The following is a 23,569-nucleotide window of genomic DNA, read 5'->3' as shown; positions in this document are numbered from 1 at the left end:
TAATAAACTTTTTCCGTTTGTAGAAAATTTTCTTACTTAGTTAATATATTTTTTTCAATGTCGATATTATTACTAGCCTTAAACAATGTTATTAATTACAAATTAATAAGGGAGGAGTTTTTGTTATGTTCAAAAAAATGAGTATACGCAATAAAATATGGGTTGCAATTGCTATACCGGTATGTGTAATAATTATATCCCTAATTATATTTACAATAAGTATGAATTCTATAGTCGGGGGGATACAAACCAATGTCCACCAGCAAGGGATGGAAAGCCTTAATTTAATTTTAAATGCGGACAGGGATATGTATCAGGCATTAAATATAATCCAGGAAATGAGCAATGAAAATCCAAATAGTGCAAAATATAGAGAAAAGACAAATGAGTACAGGGAAGAGATTAACCAGACCCGGAACAGAATTTTAGAAGCAGAAAGCATATTACTGCAAAATCAAAAGCTATGGGATGGATATACCCACCAAGGCACAGGAAGGAAAATTTTTTATAATTTTAATATGCTGAAAGAAAAGTTTTCATTGTGGGTGGATGAGTTGGAGTCATTAATAAATTCAGGTAGCCTTGATGATATGTATGAGACCAACCTCTTCCAAAATTTCAATTCCGCAAGGGGACATATGGATGAAATAGGAGAAATAATTAATTATGCAATAGAAAGCGAAATACATGCATATGTGGCATCAAAAAATACGGCATTATCAATTATAATATTCCTTACTATAATTGGCTTGGCAATTGTTGTTTTTGTATCCTTAAAAATAGTTTCAAACATCACCGGACCGCTGAAGGAAGCTGAAAAAATGCTTTCAGAGTTAAGCAAGGGGCATTTAGGATACAGGATAGAATCAGAATCAGAAGATGAAATAGGTAATATGATAAGAATAATGAATAATTTTGCAGATAATCTTAAAAAAGAACTTGTAGATGTTATGAAACAAATTTCTGAAGGAAATTTAAGTGTATCTGCTATGATAGTTGATGAAGGTGATGAAATAGGACCGGCAATTAAAAATATAATAGATTCTTTAAAAGAACTTATAAATGAGACAAACAGGCTGACAGAGGCGGCAAAAGAAGGTAACTTAACCGTCCGGGGCAATTATGACAACTTAAAAGGTGCATATGCTGATATTGTAAAAGGAATAAACAATACCCTTGATGAAGTTATTGAGCCTATAGAGGAGGCAAAACATGTTCTTGGCAAAATGGCTTTAAATGATTATACAACCGGAATGAGTGACAAATACAAAGGAACCATGAAAGAATTTGCCGATGATTTAAATAAGCTGAGAAATACTTTATTGTACGTGCAGCAAGACCTTATAAGCCTTTCTCAGGGAGACATGAGCAGATTAAATGAAATTAAAAAATATGGGCAACTTTCTGAAAATGACAAGCTGTTGCCGTCAGTTTTAGCAGTTTATCAGTCAATTGAAGATATAATAAATGAAATAAATTTCTTGACAAAATCTGCTTTAGAAGGAGAGCTTTCTGTACGTGGAGATGTGGATAAATTTAAAGGTGGCTACAGGGATATAGTTGATGGTTTTAACAAAACAATTGATGCTATAGTGGCGCCAATTGAAGAGGCGGCATGTGTTTTACAGGAATTGGCGTCAGGTAACCTTACAGAAACCATGAAAGGTGAATATAAAGGTGACCATGCAATTATTAAAAATTCTATGAATATGGCAATAGAATCATTTAGCAAACTGTTAGGAGAAATTAGAAATTCATCTGAACAAGTGGCATTAAGTGCACAGCAGCTTTCCAGTTCAAGCCAGACTCTTTCCCAAGGTTCTACAGAGCAGGCAAGCTCGATTGAAGAAATAACATCATCCATGGAGCAGATTTCAGCACAGACAAATAATAATGCAAGCAATGCAAACGAAGCAAATAAATTGGCAGAACAAGCCAAAGAGTATGCAAAGATAGGAAATGAGAAGATGAAGGAAATGATTAATTCAATGGCAGAGATTAACGAATCTTCCGCTAATATTTCAAAGATTATAAAGGTTATTGATGAAATAGCTTTCCAGACTAATATACTGGCATTAAACGCAGCTGTAGAGGCAGCAAGGGCCGGACAGTATGGAAAAGGATTTGCAGTGGTTGCTGATGAAGTCAGGAATCTTGCTGCAAGAAGTGCAGATGCTGCAAAGGAAACAACTGCAATGATTGAAAATTCCATTGAAAGAGTTGAATATGGAACAAAAATTACAAATGATACAGCAGAAGCACTAAAAAGCATTGTAGAAAGTGTTGAAAACGCAGCATGTTTGGTTAGCGAAATAGCCGCAGCTTCAAATGAACAGGCATCAGGAATAGCTCAAATAAATCAGGCAATTATGCAGGTGTCCCAGGTGATACAAACTAATTCAGCAACGGCAGAGGAAGGTGCATCTGCAAGTGAAGAATTGTCAGGACAAGCAGAACTTTTAAACGAAATGGTTAGAAAATTCAAAATAAAGACAGTTGGCAGAAAGATGGATGAACTTGACTCAGAGACATTAAACCTCATCAATTCGCTAAAAAATAACACTGAATACGATGAAAAGAACAAGAACAAGAAGATTAATTTAAAAGATGAGGATTATGGGAAATATTAAAAAGTACATAGAGGTTGTATTTGTTTTTAATAGAATTAAAATGAGACTAAAAAAAGACTAAGGTCAGCGACTTTAGTCTTTTTTTAAGGTGATATCGCTGATTAAAATCACATCTCTTTTGAACATGTATTTCATCCAATAAATTTTACACTTTTTCATTTATACTTTACAAACTTCAAAATAAATATTTGTATTATTTTAAGGGGAAATATTGCATTTTAATATAAAATGATGTATACTATATTTGGAAAATATTATTAGCACTTCTCCCCGGGGGTATTAAATCGACAACTTCTACCATAGTTGACTCACCATACTAACAGCGTGGATAAAAAGTAAAAAGGAGGATATATTAATGAAAAAAAATTTAAAAGTATTATTAGTACTTAGTATTGTTTTTTGCATGGCATTATCAAATTTAGCAATGCCGGTTATTGCAAGCTCATATCCTGCACGCGGATATGAAATGACATCGGATCAAAAGGCTATTGTTGACAGAGCCTTTGATATGTACAATACAACCTGGACTCCTAAAAAAGATGTTTATGGCTGGAACAATTACCTTTTTAAAAAAGGTAGTACTTACCGTATTCCATATGGACAACCTGTAGACCGAGGCCAGTATATTGGTTTTGCTTGCAGTATAAGTAATTTTGTTAGTTATGCCAATAATGTTAACAGCAAAATGTACACATCAAGCAGTGCATATGGAAGTAAAACCAGTACATATTACGCTAATGACTGCAGTGCATTTGTTTCATATGCATGGGGAATAGCAAGACACACAACTGCTACAATACCAAATGTATCCACTTCTTTAGGAACTGATACTACAAAATTACGAATTGGTGATTGCTTAAATAAACCTAACGATCATGTTATATTGGTGACAAATATTATTAAAAAAAGTACTAATGCCAGTGATATTGTAGAAGTTATAGAACAAACTCCTCCACAAATGAAGAAATTTACATATACAAAAGCAGAACTAAAAACAAAATATTTAGATAAAGGTTATACCATACGAAGAAAAAAGGGAATCAGTGTCAGCGAAAAGGTAATTGGCGGCGATAACAGTACTCCTCAGCCTAGCGGCAAGTATTTCCCTAAATATACCGGTTCCAGCTCATCTTTAGTAGATGCGTTAAATGCAGTAGGAGCAAACTCTTCATTTGATTACAGGAAAAAAATAGCTGCTAAAAACGGAATATCAAATTATACCGGAACCAGTGCCCAAAATACTCAACTTTTAAATTTACTAAAGCAAGGTAAATTATTAAAACCTGATGATACTCAAAACAGTGTAACTTATTTTCCTAAATATACCGGTTCCAGCTCATCTTTAGTAGATGCATTAAAAGCAGTAGGTGCAGACTCTTCATTTGATTACAGGAAAAAAATAGCCGCTAAAAACGGAATATCAAATTATACCGGAACCAGTGCTCAAAATACGCAACTTTTAAATCTACTAAAGCAAGGTAAATTAATAAAACCTTGATGAGTGTTTAGTGTTTTTTATTACTAAGTTTTGTTACATATATTAAATTTGTATATGAAATATTAAAGACCTCCTTCTTGGCACAAATGGCTGCTAAGAAGGAGGCTTTATTTAATCTGTTAATGTTTTGTAACTATTTAATTTTGTCTGTATTCTATAATAAAAGTGAGCATGATAATAATGATAAATAGCAAGGTGGGATAAAAAATGAGAAAAATATTAATTTTGATGATTGTAATTGGAGTGATTTTTACCGGCTGTGGTTTTGACGGTGATGTTAGCGGAAAGTTGAAGAGCCCTGATTATGGTGAGAATGATGTAAAACCTTTAAGTAACGGCGAGGGAGGAAATACAGAAGGGGCTTTGGAAGATGAGTTATATGATGCATTTTTAGAGCTTATTAATAACGGACAAAAACCTTCTGAAATTATAAAGTTTATAGACAGGGAAATTAAAAATGTTACAGATACTACAGCAGATAATATGGTACTTGCCCTTGAAGAGGTACAAAATATTTATGAGGGCTATTACCAGCAAAAGATTTTTGACTCTGAATTCATAGAAAAAATAGGATGGGATTTCACAAATAACCAAGAAATAGTTGACAAAGCAAAAGGTACCGGGCTTGAAGAATTGGTTAGAGAAATTGCCAATGGCGGTTATAAATTTATAAGCCGGGAAGGTACTGTTTATCCTGTAGTGGACTATTCATTTTTGAAAAAATACAGTGATTTTGTATCTGATAAAGTGGCAGGATATATAAGTATCAAATCACAGCAATCAGACAATCCTGTGGCAATTGACGGGGCATTGGCGGTATCATGGGCTGATTTGGAAGAGCGATTGTTGGAACTTGAAGATTATATGGAAAAGCACAGTGATTTTCCGCTCATTGAACAATTAGACAGCATTTATTATAATTACATGGTTTTATATCTCGCAGGTGCTGATAACACGCCGGCATATAGTTATGACACAAAAAAATATAAAGACGAGGTGCTTAAAAAAATTAGAGAAATGACTAAAGCTCATGAAGACACAAAAACAGCTGATATTGCAAATGACTTCCTTGATATAATTAAAAAAGACAATTATACATTTACCAATAATGCAGAAGAATTTATTAATAATTTAAGGGAAAAATCCTTTAATAATAAAATGAAAAACATATACACAAAGGACATTTTTACTAAACTATTGCCGGAAAAACCGGGATACAGGTGGCTTTATCACGGATTTGCGGAATATAGTCATGAAATGAAACTTAATGATATAGTTACAGACAAAGGTGTGGTAAAATATTTCATTACAGGGGATGTTGGTGACCCGTCAGACGGAGAAAGCAGACTTAGTCCTGAACACTTTAATATTGACATTGTGTATTCAATTGAAGACGGGGCGCTTATTCAAAGGAAAAATGAAAAAAGGATGATGGATTCTGAGTTTGACAATTTAGAACTTATTAGAGCTCCTTTAACAAAAGGAAATAAATGGGGACAAGGAGTTATAGATAAATTAGGTGAATACAGATATATTAATTGTGAAATTACAGATATAAATGAAGTGGCAGGAGCTAAAGTATATACTGTAGAATACAGAGAAGACAGTGGATATTATGAAATAAGAATGATTGAAGAAGGAGTAGGCGTGGTATCATTTACAAAGCTTTGGCAGTCAGGTGAAGGGGACTTTGAAATAGGATATAGCTTAGGCAAAGAATTTTCAGGATATAAAGAGGGATTATAATGGCAGCTAAAATTTTAATATTAGAAGATGATGAATCAATAAGAAGCATGCTGGTGGTAAATTTCAAAAAACATAATTTTTCAGTTTATGAATGTGCAACGGGGGAGGAAGCCCTTTCCGTTGCACAAACCCATCCGGACATTGATATAGCTGTTTTGGATATAATGCTTCCTGGGATAGACGGTGTTGAAGTGTGCAAAGTCTTAAGGGAAAAGTACCCTTTCATGGGCATTATAATGCTTACTGCAAAGACCCAGGAGAGGGATAAAGTTTATGCATTGGAAAGCGGGGCTGATGACTATGTTACAAAGCCCTTTGGTATTTCAGAATTAATGGCCCGGGTCAATTCCCTTCTAAGGAGGGTTAAAATAAATACGGAAATTGATAAAAGAAAAATAACCCAGGGAAAGTTTGAAATTGATGATTCTTCGAAAAATTTTTGCAAAGAAGGCCAAAAGATAGATCTTACACCAACGGAGTTTTCCATCATGAAGCTGTTTATGGAAAATCCCGGCAGGGCATTTGACAGAGATGAGATTTTAACAAAAGTCTGGGGAGAATACTATTTTGGTGAACTGAAAATAGTGGATGTGAATATAAGAAGGCTTAGAAAGAAAATAGAAGAAGACCCTTCAAACCCAAAGTACATTGAAACCGTCTGGGGTGTGGGATACAGGTGGAAGGAGGAGGGGACTTCTTGAGAAACAGCATTGGGACAAGAATAACATTAAGCATTTTTATTGTTGTATTTATAATCCTTTTAATATTTGAAGCGGTTTTCATTATAGGTGTGAGGCAGTTTTATTACGGAAGGGCTTTGGGGATTCTTTCTGATAAAGCGGTATCCATTGCAAACTTTTATAATATGTACTTAAGGTACGAGGATCTTTACAGTAAGGGAACTAAAATATTGGATAATTATGAAGAAGAAGACCGTGCAGAGCTTCAAATTGTAGATATAGAGGGGAACGTTTTAATATCTTCGGCAGCTTTTTTACATACTGAAAAAGTAGATGTTAAAAGTATAAGAACATTAAAGGCCGGTGAATTTCATTCATGGAGAGGCCGGTGGGATTTATCCGGCCAGGAGCTGTTAGCAGTATCAACTCCATTAATTGTAGGTAACAGTGATACCATTGTAGGTTATCTAAGGCTTGTAAGTTCTATAGATGAAATTACAGCCATCGTAAAGGATTTAATTTTAAAATCTGTTTTTTTAAGCATTTTAATTTTAGTTCTGTCACTTATCCTGGCGGCATTACTGTCTGGAAGTATTGTAAAGCCCATAAAGCACCTCACTTATGTTTCAAGAAACATTGCAGACGGAAACTTTGATATAGCTGCAGAGAAAAAATACAATGATGAAATAGGGGAATTGGCAGATACAATCAATTTTATGACAAATGAAATTAAAAAGAGCAACAGCCTAAAGAATGATTTTATTTCTTCCATATCCCATGAAATACGCACGCCCCTTACATCCATAAGAGGATGGGCTGAAACATTAAGTCAGGGCTTAATAAGTGAAGAGGAGACCAGACAAGGCATTGATATAATTCAAAAAGAGTCAAAAAGGCTTACAAAGCTTGTTGAGGAGCTTTTGGATTTTTCAAGATTTGAGTCAGGACGCATAAATATGAATTTTGAAAAAGTGGATTTAAATTTATTGATAAAAGATGTTTTAAAGCAGTATAAAATAAAATTTGAAAATAAAAATTTAGAAATACACTATTATTTAGACGAAAAAATAACTTTTGTTTACGGGGATTCAGACAGGTTAAAACAGGTTTTTATAAACATAATTGACAATGCATACAAGTTTACAAATGAAGGGGGAAAAATTTCAGTATCTTCAGAGCATATGCCAAATGGCGTTAAAGTAACCATTGAGGATACCGGAATAGGAATACCTTCTGAAGAAATGGTTCATGTTACTGAAAAATTCTATAAAGGGAGCAGTAAATTTTCCGGAAACGGTTTAGGTCTTTCTATAAGTAAGGAAATTATAATCCTCCACAAAGGAAAAATTCATATTTACAGTAAAGAAGGAAAAGGTACCAAAGTGATTGTTGAATTTCCTGCCAATTTTTAAGATTGACGTCAAAAAGTCTTTCCATAAGTCCTTGTCTGTATCTTTAATTATATACGTTCTATTAGCTTATTTAGAATCATATTCTTAAAGTATAATGAACAATAACACATTGTAAGGTGCAAAAGAAGGAGTGATTCTAAATGGCTATTCCAGGGCTAGCTCTAAAAAAGGAAAACGGTATTAGGGAAAAATGGCAGGGATTAAGTGAAAAAGAAGCACAAAAAAGGTATGAAAAATATGGACCCAATATATTGCAGGAGAAAAAGAAAATTTCCGCCCTGAAAATTTTTATGGAGCAGTTTAGCGATTTTATGGTGCTAATACTCCTTGCGGCAACGGCGGTTTCTATTTTTATGGGGGAAATGACGGAGGCCGTTACAATTATAGTAATTGTTGTTATAAATGCAGTATTAGGATTTGTACAGGAATATAGAACCGAGAAAACCATGGAGGCACTAAAAGAGCTTGCGGCACCTACCGCTAAGGTGATGCGTGACGGAAAGCCGGTTGAAATTGCCGCAGAAGAAATTGTGCCCGGGGATTTAATAATTCTTGAGACAGGAGATCGCATTCCGGCAGATGCTGTTTTGGTAGAAAGCAATAATCTTTTTGTGGATGAATCTTTGTTAACAGGAGAGTCGGTGCCTGTAGAGAAATTTTCTGACAGGGATACCACCGGCAGCGAAAAAAGCTCGGTATATATGGGGACAAATGTTACCAGGGGAAGGGGAAAAGCAGTGGTTTGTTCCACAGGTATGATGACAGAAATGGGTAAAATTGCTGGAATGATACAGGATATTGAAGAGGAAGAAACCCCACTGCAAAAAAGACTTGACCATTTAGGAAAATACATTGTATTTGGCTGTCTTATAATTTGTGCCATTGTGTCTCTGACGGGAATAATTAGGGGGGAAAATCTTTTTACAATGCTTTTGGCCGGGATAAGTCTTGCAGTAGCAGCTGTACCGGAGGGCTTGCCGGCTATAGTTACAATAGCCCTAGCTTTGGGTGTACAGAGAATGCTTAAGAAAAAAGCCCTTGTAAGAAAGCTTCCGGCAGTTGAAACTTTAGGATGTGCAACTGTAATTTGCTCTGATAAAACTGGTACATTAACTGAAAACAAAATGACTGTAAGAAAAATGTATACAGAGGATTATGTAGAAGTAAGGGGAGGTTCTTTAAGCAGTAAAGGTGAATTTATTTCAGGGTTTGGGATAATAGATGTTAAAAAGAAGGAAAACCTAAGACTGGCATTGGAGATAGGAGTATTGTGCAATAATGCAGTTATGAGAAAAGTTAAGTCTTCTAAACAAGAAAAATGGGAACTTAGCGGAGACCCTACAGAAGCAGCTTTATTGGTGTCCGGGGCAAAAGGTGGGATTTTTCAGGAAGAGATAAATAAAGAGTATAAAAGAATAGATGAAATTCCCTTTGATTCTGAAAGAAAATGCATGTCTGTTATATGTAGAAACAGAAAAGGTGAAAGCTTTGTTTTTACAAAGGGTGCAGCAGATGTAATCATAGAAAAATGTACAAAGATATATACATCAGGGGGAATTGTACCTTTAGATGAGGTAAAGAAAAAAAGAATACTTAAAATAAATGATGATATGGCAAAAGAGGCATTGAGGGTCTTAGGTCTGGCGTATAAAAGAATAAACAGGTATTCTAATTTTAAGGAAGCTGAGTCGGAACTTGTATTTGTAGGTCTTACAGGTATGATTGATCCTCCCAGGAAGGAAGCTTTAAATGCAGTAAAAAAGTGCAACCTTGCCGGAATAAAGCCAATAATGATTACAGGGGATCACAAAATTACTGCATATGCAATAGCCAGAGAGCTTAATATATGCCAGGAAGGGGACAGGGTGCTTACCGGAAAAGAATTAGAAGAGATGAGTGATAGTAAACTTCAGGCATTGGTGGATGAAGTAGCGGTATATGCAAGGGTTTCTCCAAAGCATAAATTGAGAATTGTAAAAGCGCTGAAAAAGAAAGGACACATTGTTGCCATGACAGGGGACGGGGTAAATGACGCCCCTGCCGTAAAAGAAGCTGATATAGGCGTTTCCATGGGTATAACAGGTACAGATGTGACAAAAGAAGCATCATCCATGGTATTAATGGACGATAATTTTGCATCAATTGTATCTGCGATAGAAGAGGGAAGAATAATATACAGCAATATAAGAAAGTTCATCCGCTACATGCTTTCCTGCAATATAGGGGAGGTACTTACCATGTTTTTAGGGATGCTTATGGGGCTTCCCCTTCCGCTACTGCCTATACAAATTCTCTGGGTAAATTTGGTTACCGATGGACTTCCTGCAATAGCATTAGGGCTTGAGCCTGCTGAAAAAGATATAATGATGAGACCGCCGAGGGGGGCAAAAGAAAGCGTTTTCTCCAGGGGGCTTTTAAATCTTATACTTTTTAGAGGTGTTATAATAGGGCTTAGTACCTTAGTGGTATTTATAAGTATACTTAAGTTTTCAGGTGATGTTAGCACTGCAAGGACGGCAGCCTTTGTTACATTGGTAATAACCCAGCTGATACACGTTTTTGAGTGTAAATCAGAAAGAAAAAACATATTTGAAGTGCCTCTTTTTAACAACATACCTTTGGTTTTAGCCGTAATATGCTCTTTGATTATGATAATAGGTGTGGTTTATCATCCGTTTTTCCAAAAGATATTCAGAACGGTGGCACTAGGGCATAATGAATGGGTGTTGATAGGGGGATTTTCCGCCCTAGGACCGGTAATTGCCAGTTTTTTCAAAGTAAATGCAAAGTATATCAGGAGAAGGTAAATGTTCCTGTTATGTAAATGACATATTATCTCCCATCCTGTTAATATAAATTTAATCAGTATAATTTTTAATTGACTCAATTATTGAGTCAATTTTTTCTTTATACTCAGGATTAACTTCAATGGCTTTTTCTAATTCAGCTATTCCTTCCTGGTATTTACCAAGGTCAAGATACATAAGACCAACAAGGAAATGATCGTATCCTGGTTTAAAGTCCTTGGCATATTCAACTATTTCATCAATTTTATCATAGTCCTCCAATTCCACATAAGACTGAAAAATTATAGTGATAACTAATTGATGAATTTTTTCATTAGCAGGGTTCATTTCAAGAATTTCATTGCCTAAGGATGCTGCTTCTTCCCATTTTTTTTCTTTTGCCAGTTTATCCAGTATCTTTGTTTTTTGAAAAATTAAATCTTGACGGTTAGCATCGCTGTTAAACCCGTAATACAGCCCCCCTAAAAGGGCAATAATAGTAACAGCAATGAAGACAGGTTTTGCAAGAAATTTTTTAGGTACATGGCTGATTTTGACTATTCCTGAAGCTAAAAAGCCTCCTATAAGACCGCCTAAATGACCAAAATTATCTATATTACTTACTGTAAACATGATAAATGCATTTAAAATCAATGTAGTAATAATGCTTTTTTTGAAATATTTTTTAAATACAGTGGGGTTTTCAACTCCAAAATAAAGGAGTGCCCCCATAAGCCCGAATATTGAACCTGATGCCCCTACAGATGGATAAATGGAAAACATAAAACTCATAATACTGCCAAAAATACCTGCTACCATGTAGATAAAAATAAATTTTTTATGACCATATATTCTTTCAATGAGTGTACCTAATATAAAAAGAGAATAGCAATTTACCACTAAATGAGAAATTCCTGCATGTACGAAAACAGGTGTTAGAAGTCTCCAATACTCACCTGAAATTATTTTTGAATTTACCTTTGCACCATACTCTACTATCACATCTCCGTAATCTGTGTTAGTTAAAATGGAAATAAAATTAAGTATGATAAAAACAGCAATGTTTATGGCAATAAGCCCATATGTTAAATAAGGTTTTTTAGCTACAAATTTAATTTTTAGTTTTTCCAGTTTTTCTTTTGCTAACTGGTTAATATCTATAAAATCCATTTCATAATAGTTTTCATTTAAAATGCCCTGAAGGATGGTAGAAGGATTATTTTTAGGCATTTTAAACTTACTATAACTGGTGATTGTTTTATCTTGCAAATTAACGATGGAATAAAAAATAAACTTACCGTTATAAGAGTATTCTTCACTTGCATCTTGTATTATTTTTAATATTTCCTGACTTGGATATGAGTCAAATACGAACACTTGGAAATAAGACAGAGAGTTCACTTCAACTAATTCATTCATTCTCTCTCGGGTAAACTCAATACCGTTTTTTATCTCCTCTTCACTTAACGTATCAGCATCAATTAGTTCAGCTATAAAAAGTTCACTGCCTGTGTAATTTTGAAGAGTTATAATGTTTTCACGTTGAATAATTGTACCTTCTTCATCAGTAGCAGGCAGGTAGTCCATTTCCTGTATTAACTTTGCACATGCTAAATTCATATATTTTCTCTTCATTGAAAAAGTACCTCGTAAATTAATTTATTTTAAAATTTATATAAATACATTATTACATAATTTAGTCACATTAATCAAGGGGATGGAAATAACAAGTATGCAACCGGTAGTTGACAAAAGTCAACTTGTGCTTGGTTTATTTCAGTTAATTTCTCCAGTATAATTAAAATAACATAGCATTAATGGAGGTTTTATAAATGATTTTTTCTGAGAAGCTGTCCCTTATCCGCAAAAGTAAAGGGTATACACAAGAGCAGCTGGCTGAAATACTGGGAGTATCCAGACAAGCTGTTGCAAAATGGGAGTCCGGACAATCATATCCTGACATAAGTAATTTAATTCAAATAAGCGAAGAGTTTCATGTTACGGTGGATTATCTGGTGAGAGACAGTGTTTGTCAAAAAAAGCCTACATATTTACATAGAGGGCAAATTGAAATTGTGGATTTTCTCATTAAAGCAAAAAAGGAAACCTATGCAGGCAATGGACCAGAGTCAAAAAGCATATACCCTGGCTCCTATATTCTGGAGTATAGGGAAGGCGACTTTCTTTACATCGACACTTATTATGGCGGGGAAGCATTTATAGGGGAAGAAGTGGTTTGGATGAAAGATACACCGGTGTATGGTATGAATTATTGCGGCAGGGTAATTGGCGATAATTTTAGCGGTGACTTTTTAAAAGCGGCATTGTTAGCTGTTCCGCAGGATATGCCCTATCGCGGGCCAAGTTTTTTTGAGGAGCAGGGCTATATTTACCGGTGTAGTACCAAAGGTGATATGAATTGGTTTCAAGGTTATGAAAATATTTATTATGATAATGAAAAAATTTATGAATGTTATTTTCATGGGGGTGGAATAAGATAACACTAATCTCCATTACTGGATGCAAAAAGCAAAGTGGAAAACAAAAAGTGAAGAAGTTATTTCTACATAAAACAGCCGATCCATGGTAAATTTTAATGGACCGGCTGCTATATATAGCTATGAAACTTAAATATCATATGCAGCAGCATAGCCGGAACGTGTTGCCATTCCTATATTTTTTACTTCCTTGGCATCGCCGATAGTCAATACTTTTGGAGCAATACCATTAAAACTTTCAATTAAGCTTTTATCCGGTTCATATCCTACTGACATAACAACTGCATCAACGTGCCGAGTTACAGTTTCTCCGGTTTTTGTATTCTTCATCTTGATTTCATTGTCCAGTATCTCAATCAATTGGTGAGATGTCATGTACTCAGTATTATCTTTAGCCAGACGACTCTGTATATCTATAAGGTTTTGAATATAGGAACCCGGAGCAATGGTGTCCTGCATTTCTACAATTATGGTTTTGTTACCTCCCTGCTGCAATAATTCCGCAGTCTCAAGACCGGTAAGCCCTGAACCAATAACGGCAACAGTTTTTTCTTTCAGATCCGTTTCTCCTTTAAGAACCTGTTCTACTGAATACACATGATTACTATTGATTCCAGGTATATCGGGCACTATTGGTTTAGCACCGCATGCAATGAATACTACATCGGGATTGAGTGACTTTACAGTTTCAGCATCTGCCTTTTGTCCTAGCCTTAATTCAATACCCAAGTCCTTAATCTTTTTCTCATAATATTCAATCATCCAATTAAGCTGATCTTTTTTTGGTGGGTTTTTGCCAATTCGCACCTGACCACCTATACCATTTTCTGCTTCAAAAACCATAACATTATGGCCGTGTTTTTTGAGGATTACGGCAGCTGCAAGTCCTGCAGGACCTGCTCCGACAACAACCACTGTCTTAGGCTCTGGAGTTTTTTCCCTAGGAGGGTATTTAGTTTCAAAACCGGTACGAGGATTAACTGCACATACCACATGGCTGCCTTTATTTAATTCCTCGAAGCAGAAAAGACATGATATACATTTGCAAATATCATCGTCTCTCCCTTCAATTGCTTTAATAGGAAAATCAGGGTCAGCAAGCAATGGACGACCAAATGCAGCAAAGTCCATTACCCCTTGTTGTAACAATTCCTCAGCCACTTGAGGTTCTCGCAGCTTGGCAACTGCTATTACCGGCACGCTTACTTCATCTTTTACTGCCTTGATGAAATCTTTACGCCAACCTTGGGGATATGAAATGGGCTCAATTGCCTTATTCATTGATTCATATGTTCCACAGGATACATTTATGGCTTCTACTCCTTCCGCCTCGATAGCCTTGGCAATTTTAATTCCTTCGGATATATCAATATATGGCATTGGAATACCTGCATCTGACAGGAATTCATCGGCTGAAATACGTACCGTAATGGGAATTTTGTTCTGGGTTTTAGCTCTTACATCCCGCATGATTTCAAGTAAAAAACGCATACGGTTTTCAAATGATCCACCATATTCATCAGTCCGTTTATTTGAAAATGGGCTGAGGAACTGGTTAATCAAATATCCGTGGGCAGCATGAATTTCAACACCGTCAGCACCGGCTTCCATGGCTCGTCGAGCGGCATCTCCGAACTGACCAACCAATTGGTGTATCTGTTCTATAGTTAATGCGCGTGTTGGTTGTTTTGTAATAGCACTGGGAATTGCTGAGGGGGCTAAGACATAGTCGTTTCCTGTAAACATTGCTATTCCCTGCCGCCCTGAATGTTGAATTTGTGGGAAAATCTTAGCACCGTATTTATGCACCTCATCTACCAGCAGTTTAAAACGTGGAATATATTTGTCATCTGCCAGGCTTAACTGATTTGGACCGGCGGCACCATCTGTGTCGTTAATTCGTACAATTCCTGTTATAATAAGTCCGATTCCACCCTTGGATCGAGCTCCATAATAAGCTATTGCTGCATCAGAAACTGTACCATCAGGATTGGCAATTAGGTCACCCATAGCTGCCATTACCATTCTGTTTTTAATCTCAACATTACCAATTTTACCTTTTTGTGCCAATAATCTACTCATAATACATTCCTTTCTCTTATCCTATTATATGGTTAAGGAAATATAGTAAGTGATTTAACAGTACTATATATAATTTAACCTGATAATTTGAAAAATATAAACATATTTTAAAGGATTATTTATTATTAAAGAATTATTTACTTTTGGCTTAACAGAAGCTCTTTTTGCTCCCAAGATTTTATTGAATCATATATTTCACTGTCAATAATCATATTTTGAACAATTGTAGTCTTGTATATTTTGAAAGTTTCATCGGATTTTCTTATTATTTTAACAGTATTGACTGTTAGTAAATATAATTCATTACAATTTGAACATTTAGATAATTCCACTGTTGTGTAAGCATCCCCAGGGGGATTTTGAATTTTTAAATCAGACAAAGCTGAAAACTGACCTTGATGTAATAAATTTTTCAATTTAGTAGAATTACATACATAATTTAAATTAAAAAGCTTATACTTGTCATTTACCCAGGCATTGCATTTTTCGCAGAAGGCATCATTTTTAATATAGGTTGAAGAGGCATATATACAACCTCCGACAATTATTGCAGCTTCAACAAACCATATAATATACAAAAGAAAACCAGTGGGTGTAAAAGAACCGGAACTCCATACACCTTCTATTGAAAGAAACTGCATGATATGAAGAATAGTTACAGGATTAAAAACCCACTCTTGACGTTGGAATAATTCAAATAACCATATAACCCAAGAAGAATAAACAGCAAAAAGTCCAAAGATTATACCGAAGATTGTTAAAATAGTTGAGTTTCTTATCTTTGCAATTTTTCCACTGATTCCAACAATTACACCTGTAAGATAACCAAAAAATATTGTGCATATAACATTCAAAACCACTATGGGTATATAGTGTATGGCGTAACTATAGATTGCACTTAAAATAAGTGTTCCTATTGTGCCCAGTGCCAAAAGAATAAAGATACTTGATGGGTTGGTATAATTAGAATGTTTGTAACATTCATAGGGAGTATCCTTATTTATTTTATTAATGATGCCAAATTGAGTATCCAATTTTGTCAACTCCTTTAAAATATATTTAATTTTTCATGACTGCATTTAAAAAATCTTGAAGTTCAGTCCCGTTTACCAGCAGATCAGGCTGTACACCCTTTCCTAAAATGTTTGTCTCTTTTACATTCCAAAAAGAGTCTGTAAGAAATATTATATATCTATTCTCTTTATTTTCAAATACAGTCTGACCTACCCCTTTTCCGAAGGTATTCCTGCCGACAATAGTTACATTAGGCAGGTATGTTTTTAAGCTCAGTGCCACTAATTCAGAGGCACTGGCAGATTCCTCATTTACAAGCAGATATATGTGTTTAAAGGGAAAATAATCATATGTAGTTTGATAGGTATCTATATACCCGTTTCTGTCAATGGTATAGCTGCTTATGCATTCAGGAAGCAAAGTGTCCAAAATATTTGTTGCTGTAAATAAAAGACCTCCGGGATTATCTCTTAAATCCAAAATTAAATTGCTGCTTTCAGTAGAAGAAATATTTTTTATGGTGTTGGTGAATTTACCTGAGATTCCCCGGGTAAAGGAATCAAATCTCAGGTAGTGGTAATTTTCACCTAACATTTTGTATTCGATATCATCTTTTTCAATTTCATCTATGTACTCATCGTAGTATTCTCCCCATATGAAAAAAGTAAATAAATCATCTTCTATTCTTATGGATTCTATGAATTCATAAATATCCTGGTATTCAACTTTATCTTTGGACATAAATTTTTCAGCCTTAGTATCAAAGTCTTCAACTTTATCTAAGTAAAGATAATTTTCTTTAACAAAATTTACAATCCTTTCAGCTTCAGGAAGGTCAGTTTCTTCAAGTTTTTTTAAAAGTTCCCGGGCTAACAAGTTTTCAGGATCTTTATCAATTGTTCTTTGAGCGTAAATCTTAGAAGCCGTATACTCTTGTAAATAGTAAAGCTGCATGGCAATTTCAGCAACAAGCCAACTGTTCTCTGGATCTGCTCTGCTGGCTTTTGCATAGCATTTAATGGCCTTCTGGTATTCTCCCATAAGAGAATAACAATCCCCCATATAATAAAGAATATCTGTATTATGTGGAAATTCCTCTTGTATACTTTCACAAAACTCGATACATCCTTTTAAGTCCTTTTGTGAAAAAAGAGTATATATCTTATTTAGATGAGCATCTTCATATACACTATACGTTTCATAATCTGCTTTTATAGCTTTATCAAAACTTTCAATAGCAGCTTTGTATTTATTTTGATTAAAAAACAGCAGACCTTTTAAGTTGTAGACTTCTGTATGGTTGTAGCCAAGTCTGAGAAGGGAATCTACAGATTCTAAAGCTTCGTCATATTCAAATAACTCTAATAGTGTATGTCCCTTCCAGTATAAAGCTTCTACATTTTTTGCATCAAATTTGAGTACCTGGTTGTAATATTCCAGTGCCTTGTAATGGTAGCCTAAACTGTAATTACAATAAGCTAGTTCATTTAAAATATCTATGTTATCAGGATAAAATTCAATGGCAGTTTGAAAAACTTCCAGAGATTTTTGAAAATTTCCTAAAAGGCGGTAAGAAACACCCTTATATGCCAGTGCATCATAGTGGGCCGGATTATTTTTAAGAAGTTTTTCGGAATATTTAATGGTATCTTCATAGTTTTCATTCTGAAAAGAGGAGTACATTTTATCTGTATAATCAACAAATAGCGATGATATGCAGTATATTACAAAAACAACCATGAGCAATATAAGTCCGTATGAAATAAAATTTTTTAATTTTTTGGCAAAGGATGCATCATTTTGATAGTAGAAATTGTCATCAGAAAAAGGATATGGAGAATAACCTATTTCTTTTTCTTTCTTTTTTAGAATTTTTCTCATTTCTTTTTTAAATTTTTTTTGAGCTTTATTTTTACTTAACACAAACAACCTCACAAAAATATTAACTATAATATTATTATAAATAAATTATACCATCTTTTTTCAAACTCTGCCACATGCATCTTACTCTTCTATGTAGCCGACATCTATAAGAATTTTGTGCATATCTATATTGTCAAATATTGTTGATGAATTCCTGTAATCCTTTAAATGTATGATATATGTATTAGAAGTTTGCGGATATTTACCTCTTTCATCTACTTAATATTTAAGTATAAATTAAACATTAAGAAATTTATTCTAAAATAAACTAATATCAAAAATATCATGTTTTTTCTCAAAATTCAATATAATTCATGAAATTATGATTTTTGCTATATTCAACTTTTTGGTAAAGGTGCCATCACAATTAAAGAATCCGGCAATGTTATCTTTTAATTGGGAGTCAGCTGTTTATGGCACTTGAAAAACATCACATAACACTATATAATAAGCTGGTAACTTAAAAAAACAAAATATACGGCAGGCGATGTTAACATTTATAATTTTCAATTCTTTATTTACAACTTCAAGCAACAACATGATATGTTACAAATTGTTCATACTTTATTAATTTTAATTTATGATAATATAATTTGTATATGGAATTTAAATGAAAAGAAATGGGAGGGAAAACCAGGATGATTGAAATACAAAATTTGACCAAGCACTTTGGTCCTATAAAAGCAGTGAATAACATTAATTTCACTGTTGAAAAAGGAGAAATCCTTGGATTTTTAGGGCCTAATGGTGCTGGTAAGACAACCACAATGAATATGATAACAGGGTATCTTCCTTCAACTAGTGGTACAGTCAAGGTTGCCGGTTATGACATTGGGGAACAGCCGGCAGAAGTAAAGAAACGCATAGGCTATTTGCCTGAAATTCCCCCGGTGTACACTGACATGACTGTGAAGGAATATCTGTATTTTGTCAGTGATTTAAAGAAAGTCCCCAGATCAAAAAGAGCCGGCCAGATATCAGATATTATGGAAAAAATACAGATTGACCATGTTAAAAACAGGCTGGTGGGAAACCTGTCAAAGGGTTACAGGCAAAGAGTTGGGTTGGCCCAGGCTTTAGTTGGAAGTCCGGAAGTTCTCATACTTGATGAGCCTACCGTTGGTCTTGACCCCAACCAGATTATTGAAATCAGAAGGTTAATAAAAGAATTAGGAAAAGAACACACTATAATATTTAGTTCCCATATACTTCAAGAAGTAAGTGCTGTCTGTGAAAGGGTTGTAATAATAAATAAAGGTGAAATAGTTGCAATAGACACACCGGACAACCTTTCACGCAATTTAGGAAATGTAAGCAGATTTTTGATGAAAGTAGAAGGACCGCAAGCTGAAGTAACAAATGCATTGAGTGAAATTAAAGGAATTTTAAATATAGAATGTGATTCAAATGGTGAGGAAAATGTATTTAAATATACAGTTGACTCTGAAAAAGATATAGATGTAAGAAGACCTATATTCTTCAAGATGGCAGAACTTGGATATCCTATATTGGAGCTTCAATCTGTAGGAATGGATCTTGAAGAGATATTCAGAAAGCTTACAGCAGGTGAAGAAGGAAATACAGAAGTCCAGGATGAAGAAAAAGCCTTGGACGGCGGTGCTGAAAATGATGTAGAAAAAAATGAAGGGAAAAGTCAAGAAGAACAAGGTGAACAGGAGAATATACAGCAAGATGATAAAGAGAAAAAATCAAAGCTTAAAAAGAAGAATAAAAAAGAGAAGGAGGTAGAGTAATATGTTTGCCATTTATAAGAAGGAACTTAAAGCCTATTTTTACTCCCCATTGGCATATGTATTAATTGGTATATATATGTTGATTTTTTCACTGTTTTTACGCGGGGTGTTTACATCAGGACGTCCCTTTATGTATGGTGCATACCTTTACCAATACAGTTTTTTGCTTATATTTATATTACCAACATTGACAATGAGGGCTTTTGCAGAAGAGAAAAAAAGTGGTACAGACGTATTACTTATGACATCTCCTGTTAGTGTGCCGGGTATTGTATTAGGAAAATATCTTGCTTCACTAACTGTGTTTTTACTTATGACAATTTTAACTCTTATATATCCTGCATTGATAATAATATATGGAAATCTCAATATAATGCCGGCGATTTCCTGTTATATAGGGCATATTCTTTTAGGGGCATTTTTTGTGGCTTTTGGTATTTTCACATCTTCCCTTACCAAGAGCCAGGTAATAGCTGCGGTAACGGGAATTGGTGGTTTGATTCTTATTTGGTTTATAAATCAGATAAGTTTCTTGTTTAAAGGAGCTCTTTTGAGCTTTGCAAATTGGATTTCTTTCTTTTTCAGATTCAGGGAATTTGTTCAGGGGCTATTTAGCACAAGAGACTTGGTTTTCTTTTTAAGTTTAATAGGATTATTCTTATTATTAACAATGATCGTAATTGAAAAAAGGCGTTGGAGTCAGGGGTGATTAAAAATGAAAAAGATATTCAAATTTTTTGGGTCAAAGAATTTTAAATTTAGTACCGTAGCATTACTTATGATGTTATGTGCTGTGATAATTACCGTTTTTATAAATATGATAGGTGAAAGAACCAACCATACCTGGGATATGACTGAAAACAAAATGTATTCCATAGGTGAACAGACAAAAACCATAGCTGAAAGATTGGACAAAGAGGTTGAAATTATCTTTTTAGCTGACGGGGAAAAGATAAGGGGAGGAACAGAGATAGCCTCTTGGGTGTGGCATTTTTTGCAAAACTATGATAAATTCCCAAAGGTATCTGTTAAATTTATCGATCCGGATACAAATCCTGAAATAGTTGCAGAATTAAAGTTAACTGACACAATTGACATAAACAAATATGACATTATTGTAAAGAGTGGGGAAAAGTTTAAAAAATTCTCTGCCAACAGCCTTTTTACAGAAACTTTTACAGGCTTATCTTTTTCAGGAGAACAGGAGGTAACAAGTGCCATACTATATGTTACCAGTGAAATAACGCCAACTGTATATTTTCTGGAAGGGCACAAGCAGAGGGATTTAAACAGTGAGTATAGATTATTAAGAGCACTTTTAGAGATTAATAATTTTGATGTTAAAAGACTGGATTTAAACCATGTAGCTGAAGTACCTGAAGATGCAAAGATATTATTCTGTGCTTCACCAAAGGTTGATTTGTCCATAGACGAAAGGGACAAATTGGAAAAATACCTTGAAAACGGAGGTAACATTATATTCTTATTTGATCCGGTAGCATCCAATTCAAGGTTTACAAATTTTGAACACATTTTAGAAAAGTATGATTTGTCCCTATACTATGACAAAGTAAAAGAAGGCAATGAAATGAGACATTTAGTAGATATGCCTTATCACATTCTGCCAATTTTATCAGGGACACGGCTGTTTTCAGATCCGGCTTTTGCTAATTTCCAAGTATTAATGCCGGAGAGCCGGAGTATCAACCTGTTGAGAAATGACCCGGAAGGGGTAGTAGTCACACCTCTTTTAACAGCAAGCGGCAGTGCAGAAAGAGAGCCATTTGGCAATGTTGAAACTGAAGAAGATCTTCAGGGTGGACCTATAGATGTGGCAGTATTGTCAGAATACAACGGGGAAAATGAGTCAAAGGTTTTAGTAATTGGAAATGCTTATTTTATTACTGACGATGCTTTAGAACGCTATGCCCGCTATTATCAAAACAATTTGCTGTTTATAACCCAATGCATTGCCACTGTGTATGAGAATACAAGTGACGTATATATAATGCCAAAAACATCTTTCTTAGATACAATTACAGTTAATAGTTCAAATGCCCAAAAAATAACCGGAATAATTATATTTGGTTTACCACTGCTTGTAATTGTTTCCGGAATAGCAATCTGGTTAAGGAGGAGGCGTCTATGAGGTTTTACAAGTATGCAATTATTCTTGTAGTCATTGTGGCGCTTTTGACAGGAGTATATCTTATAGTTGATAAAAAAACCGGCTCAAAAGATGATACAGGAAGAATTGAGCTTTTGGATTTTGACAGTGAAAATGTGAAAAGTATGACCATTAAAAACAAAGATGGAGAATTTGTTCTGGAAAAAGAAGAGGACTCATGGAAGCTTGTTTCAGGAGGAGATTTTAAAGTTGATTCTTTAAAACTTAACAGTATAGCCTCAACTATATCCAGGCTTTATGCAGAAAGGATAATTGAAGAGGAAGCAAAGGATTTTGAAAAATACGGGCTGTCAGATCCTGTAGTCCTTACTTTAAAAACTACAGATGACCAAACCTTCGTTGTAGAAATAGGAAATCCTACTGTAACAAATGAAAGCTACTATATGAGGCTGAATGGTGAAAATACAGTTTATACAATACCCCGTTACGAAGGTACTGTATTAAATGCAAGCAAAACAGACATCAGGAACAAAAACATAATTGACAAGCCCAGATCTGAAATAAAGAGATTTGGTTTTGAAAAAGACGGGGAATTGGTGTTTATGGCAGAAAGTGAGGATGAAAAGGACTGGAAGGTGACAGACCCCCTTGAGATTGAGGCTAATATAGCAAATGTGACAAGTGCCATAGATGCTTTTATAAGGACAATAGTACAAGACTTTGTTGAAGAAGATGCTAAGGATTTAAGCATTTACGGATTAGACAACCCACTGTACGCTATTGAAGCTGAAACCATTGACGGTGAAAGAGTTAAACTCCTTGTAGGTGAAGAAAAGGGAATGAACCTAGATACTTATATCAACGAAATATACGCAATGCTAGAGGGAACCACCGAAGTGTTTTTAGTTGACATTGCACCTTTGAATTTCTTAGATGAATCTTTAAATTATTTTGTAAACATATATGTGTATGAAGAAGATTTAGAATATATGGAAGGGGCATATGCTAAAGCCGGAGGTAAGGAGTTTGAAGTTGAAATAAAAAGAATTAGTGATGATGAAAATGAAGACAAAGTAAAAGAAGAATACTATGTTGATGGAAAGAAAGTTTCAGAAGACGGGGATTGGGAATTTAAAGAACTATTTAAAAATCTCATGTCTTTAGAAGTAAAAGAAATAGATATTGATGCTGAAGTGCCGGAAGAAGAACCGGAGGCTTTAGTTACCTTCCGTCTCAACAAAGAACCAAAGGAAATTACAATTGAGCTTATTCCAAGAGACGATGAAACCTATTATGCTATGAAGAACGGCAACTACACAGGACTGATTACCGATAAGGAAAGCATTGATGATATATTAAAAGCTTATGATGCAGTGCAAGAGTTTCTAGACTAGAGTTAAGCTGTAATTGTAAAAAAA

At 34.6% G+C, this 23,569-nt stretch carries 15 protein-coding genes; 11 read left to right on the top strand and 4 right to left on the bottom strand.

Features of this window, described 5'->3' with window-relative positions; genetic code table 11:
• Nucleotides 1–125 precede the first annotated feature (125 nt).
• The 6 genes from HVS_RS13095 to HVS_RS13070 all read left to right on the top strand — a co-directional run bounded on the left by HVS_RS13095 (nucleotide 126) and on the right by HVS_RS13070 (nucleotide 10,773).
• Entirely contained in the window at nucleotides 126–2,630 is a 2,505-nt protein-coding gene (locus HVS_RS13095) for a methyl-accepting chemotaxis protein (RefSeq protein ID WP_242971568.1), read from the top strand.
• A 355-nt stretch (nucleotides 2,631–2,985) separates the two neighbouring features.
• Nucleotides 2,986–4,128 carry a hypothetical protein gene (locus HVS_RS13090; RefSeq protein WP_101303063.1) on the top strand — a complete coding sequence of 381 codons (1,143 nt, stop codon included), beginning with the start codon at nucleotides 2,986–2,988 and terminating at the stop codon, nucleotides 4,126–4,128.
• A gap of 207 nt (nucleotides 4,129–4,335) precedes the next feature.
• The gene (locus tag HVS_RS13085) at nucleotides 4,336–5,874 is read left to right on the top strand and encodes a hypothetical protein (protein ID WP_101303061.1); all 1,539 of its coding nucleotides are present in this window, start codon (nucleotides 4,336–4,338) and stop codon (nucleotides 5,872–5,874) included.
• Nucleotides 5,874–6,575, top strand: a complete 702-nt coding sequence (locus tag HVS_RS13080) for a response regulator transcription factor (protein ID WP_101303059.1) — start codon at nucleotides 5,874–5,876, stop codon at nucleotides 6,573–6,575. Before HVS_RS13085 ends, HVS_RS13080 begins: the two co-directional genes overlap by 1 nt.
• A complete protein-coding gene (locus HVS_RS13075) occupies nucleotides 6,572–7,966 on the top strand; it encodes a sensor histidine kinase (protein WP_101303057.1) in 1,395 nt (464 codons plus the stop codon). The genes HVS_RS13080 and HVS_RS13075 overlap by 4 nt, the downstream gene beginning before the upstream one ends.
• Nucleotides 7,967–8,106: 140 nt before the next feature.
• Nucleotides 8,107–10,773: a calcium-transporting P-type ATPase, PMR1-type gene (locus HVS_RS13070; protein WP_101303055.1), complete on the top strand. Its 2,667-nt coding sequence runs from the start codon at nucleotides 8,107–8,109 to the stop codon at nucleotides 10,771–10,773.
• Nucleotides 10,774–10,824: 51 nt separating this feature from the next.
• Here the strand turns inward: HVS_RS13070 and HVS_RS13065 are convergent, their stop codons facing one another.
• The gene (locus HVS_RS13065; RefSeq protein ID WP_101303053.1) at nucleotides 10,825–12,387 is read right to left on the bottom strand and encodes a rhomboid family protein; all 1,563 of its coding nucleotides are present in this window, start codon (nucleotides 12,385–12,387) and stop codon (nucleotides 10,825–10,827) included.
• A gap of 197 nt (nucleotides 12,388–12,584) precedes the next feature.
• Between HVS_RS13065 and HVS_RS13060 the strand changes: the two genes are divergently transcribed.
• Nucleotides 12,585–13,253: a DUF5680 domain-containing protein gene (locus HVS_RS13060; RefSeq protein ID WP_101303051.1), complete on the top strand. Its 669-nt coding sequence runs from the start codon at nucleotides 12,585–12,587 to the stop codon at nucleotides 13,251–13,253.
• Between the two features lie 126 nt (nucleotides 13,254–13,379).
• Here the strand turns inward: HVS_RS13060 and HVS_RS13055 are convergent, their stop codons facing one another.
• The 3 genes from HVS_RS13055 to HVS_RS13045 all read right to left on the bottom strand — a co-directional run bounded on the left by HVS_RS13055 (nucleotide 13,380) and on the right by HVS_RS13045 (nucleotide 18,269).
• Complete coding sequence (locus HVS_RS13055) at nucleotides 13,380–15,332, bottom strand: oxidoreductase (protein WP_101303049.1); 1,953 nt, start codon at nucleotides 15,330–15,332, stop codon at nucleotides 13,380–13,382.
• A 137-nt stretch (nucleotides 15,333–15,469) separates the two neighbouring features.
• The gene (locus HVS_RS13050) at nucleotides 15,470–16,366 is read right to left on the bottom strand and encodes a hypothetical protein (RefSeq protein ID WP_101303047.1); all 897 of its coding nucleotides are present in this window, start codon (nucleotides 16,364–16,366) and stop codon (nucleotides 15,470–15,472) included.
• Between the two features lie 25 nt (nucleotides 16,367–16,391).
• The gene (locus HVS_RS13045; RefSeq protein ID WP_101303045.1) at nucleotides 16,392–18,269 is read right to left on the bottom strand and encodes a S41 family peptidase; all 1,878 of its coding nucleotides are present in this window, start codon (nucleotides 18,267–18,269) and stop codon (nucleotides 16,392–16,394) included.
• 638 nt (nucleotides 18,270–18,907) lie between these two features.
• Between HVS_RS13045 and HVS_RS13040 the strand changes: the two genes are divergently transcribed.
• The 4 genes from HVS_RS13040 to HVS_RS13025 are packed head-to-tail and all read left to right on the top strand — an operon-like array spanning nucleotide 18,908 to nucleotide 23,545.
• Nucleotides 18,908–20,023, top strand: a complete 1,116-nt coding sequence (locus tag HVS_RS13040) for an ABC transporter ATP-binding protein (RefSeq protein WP_101303043.1) — start codon at nucleotides 18,908–18,910, stop codon at nucleotides 20,021–20,023.
• A gap of 1 nt (nucleotide 20,024) precedes the next feature.
• Nucleotides 20,025–20,732 (top strand): ABC transporter permease, encoded by a 708-nt coding sequence (locus tag HVS_RS13035; protein WP_101303041.1) that lies wholly within the window; start codon nucleotides 20,025–20,027, stop codon nucleotides 20,730–20,732.
• 6 nt (nucleotides 20,733–20,738) lie between these two features.
• Nucleotides 20,739–22,172, top strand: coding sequence for a GldG family protein (locus HVS_RS13030; RefSeq protein WP_101303039.1), 1,434 nt, complete (start codon nucleotides 20,739–20,741; stop codon nucleotides 22,170–22,172).
• Complete coding sequence (locus HVS_RS13025) at nucleotides 22,169–23,545, top strand: DUF4340 domain-containing protein (RefSeq protein ID WP_101303037.1); 1,377 nt, start codon at nucleotides 22,169–22,171, stop codon at nucleotides 23,543–23,545. The genes HVS_RS13030 and HVS_RS13025 overlap by 4 nt, the downstream gene beginning before the upstream one ends.
• Nucleotides 23,546–23,569 lie beyond the last annotated feature (24 nt).

It is taken from the genome of Acetivibrio saccincola (genome assembly GCF_002844395.1).
Lineage (GTDB): Bacteria > Bacillota > Clostridia > Acetivibrionales > Acetivibrionaceae > Herbivorax > Herbivorax saccincola.
The sequence above is the reverse complement of the archived record's forward strand: the minus strand, read 5'-3'. Positions and strand labels throughout refer to the sequence as shown.

Excerpts from the sequence above, each read along its gene's own strand:
- HVS_RS13095 (WP_242971568.1), top strand. The coding sequence starts at position 126 with ATGTTCAAAAAAATGAGTATACGCAATAAAATATGGGTTGCAATTGCT.
- HVS_RS13090 (WP_101303063.1), top strand. The coding sequence starts at position 2,986 with ATGAAAAAAAATTTAAAAGTATTATTAGTACTTAGTATTGTTTTTTGC.
- HVS_RS13085 (WP_101303061.1), top strand. The coding sequence starts at position 4,336 with ATGAGAAAAATATTAATTTTGATGATTGTAATTGGAGTGATTTTTACC.
- HVS_RS13080 (WP_101303059.1), top strand. The coding sequence starts at position 5,874 with ATGGCAGCTAAAATTTTAATATTAGAAGATGATGAATCAATAAGAAGC.
- HVS_RS13070 (WP_101303055.1), top strand. The coding sequence starts at position 8,107 with ATGGCTATTCCAGGGCTAGCTCTAAAAAAGGAAAACGGTATTAGGGAA.
- HVS_RS13065 (WP_101303053.1), bottom strand. The coding sequence starts at position 12,387 with ATGAAGAGAAAATATATGAATTTAGCATGTGCAAAGTTAATACAGGAA.
- HVS_RS13060 (WP_101303051.1), top strand. The coding sequence starts at position 12,585 with ATGATTTTTTCTGAGAAGCTGTCCCTTATCCGCAAAAGTAAAGGGTAT.
- HVS_RS13055 (WP_101303049.1), bottom strand. The coding sequence starts at position 15,332 with ATGAGTAGATTATTGGCACAAAAAGGTAAAATTGGTAATGTTGAGATT.
- HVS_RS13040 (WP_101303043.1), top strand. The coding sequence starts at position 18,908 with ATGATTGAAATACAAAATTTGACCAAGCACTTTGGTCCTATAAAAGCA.
- HVS_RS13035 (WP_101303041.1), top strand. The coding sequence starts at position 20,025 with ATGTTTGCCATTTATAAGAAGGAACTTAAAGCCTATTTTTACTCCCCA.
- HVS_RS13030 (WP_101303039.1), top strand. The coding sequence starts at position 20,739 with ATGAAAAAGATATTCAAATTTTTTGGGTCAAAGAATTTTAAATTTAGT.
- HVS_RS13025 (WP_101303037.1), top strand. The coding sequence starts at position 22,169 with ATGAGGTTTTACAAGTATGCAATTATTCTTGTAGTCATTGTGGCGCTT.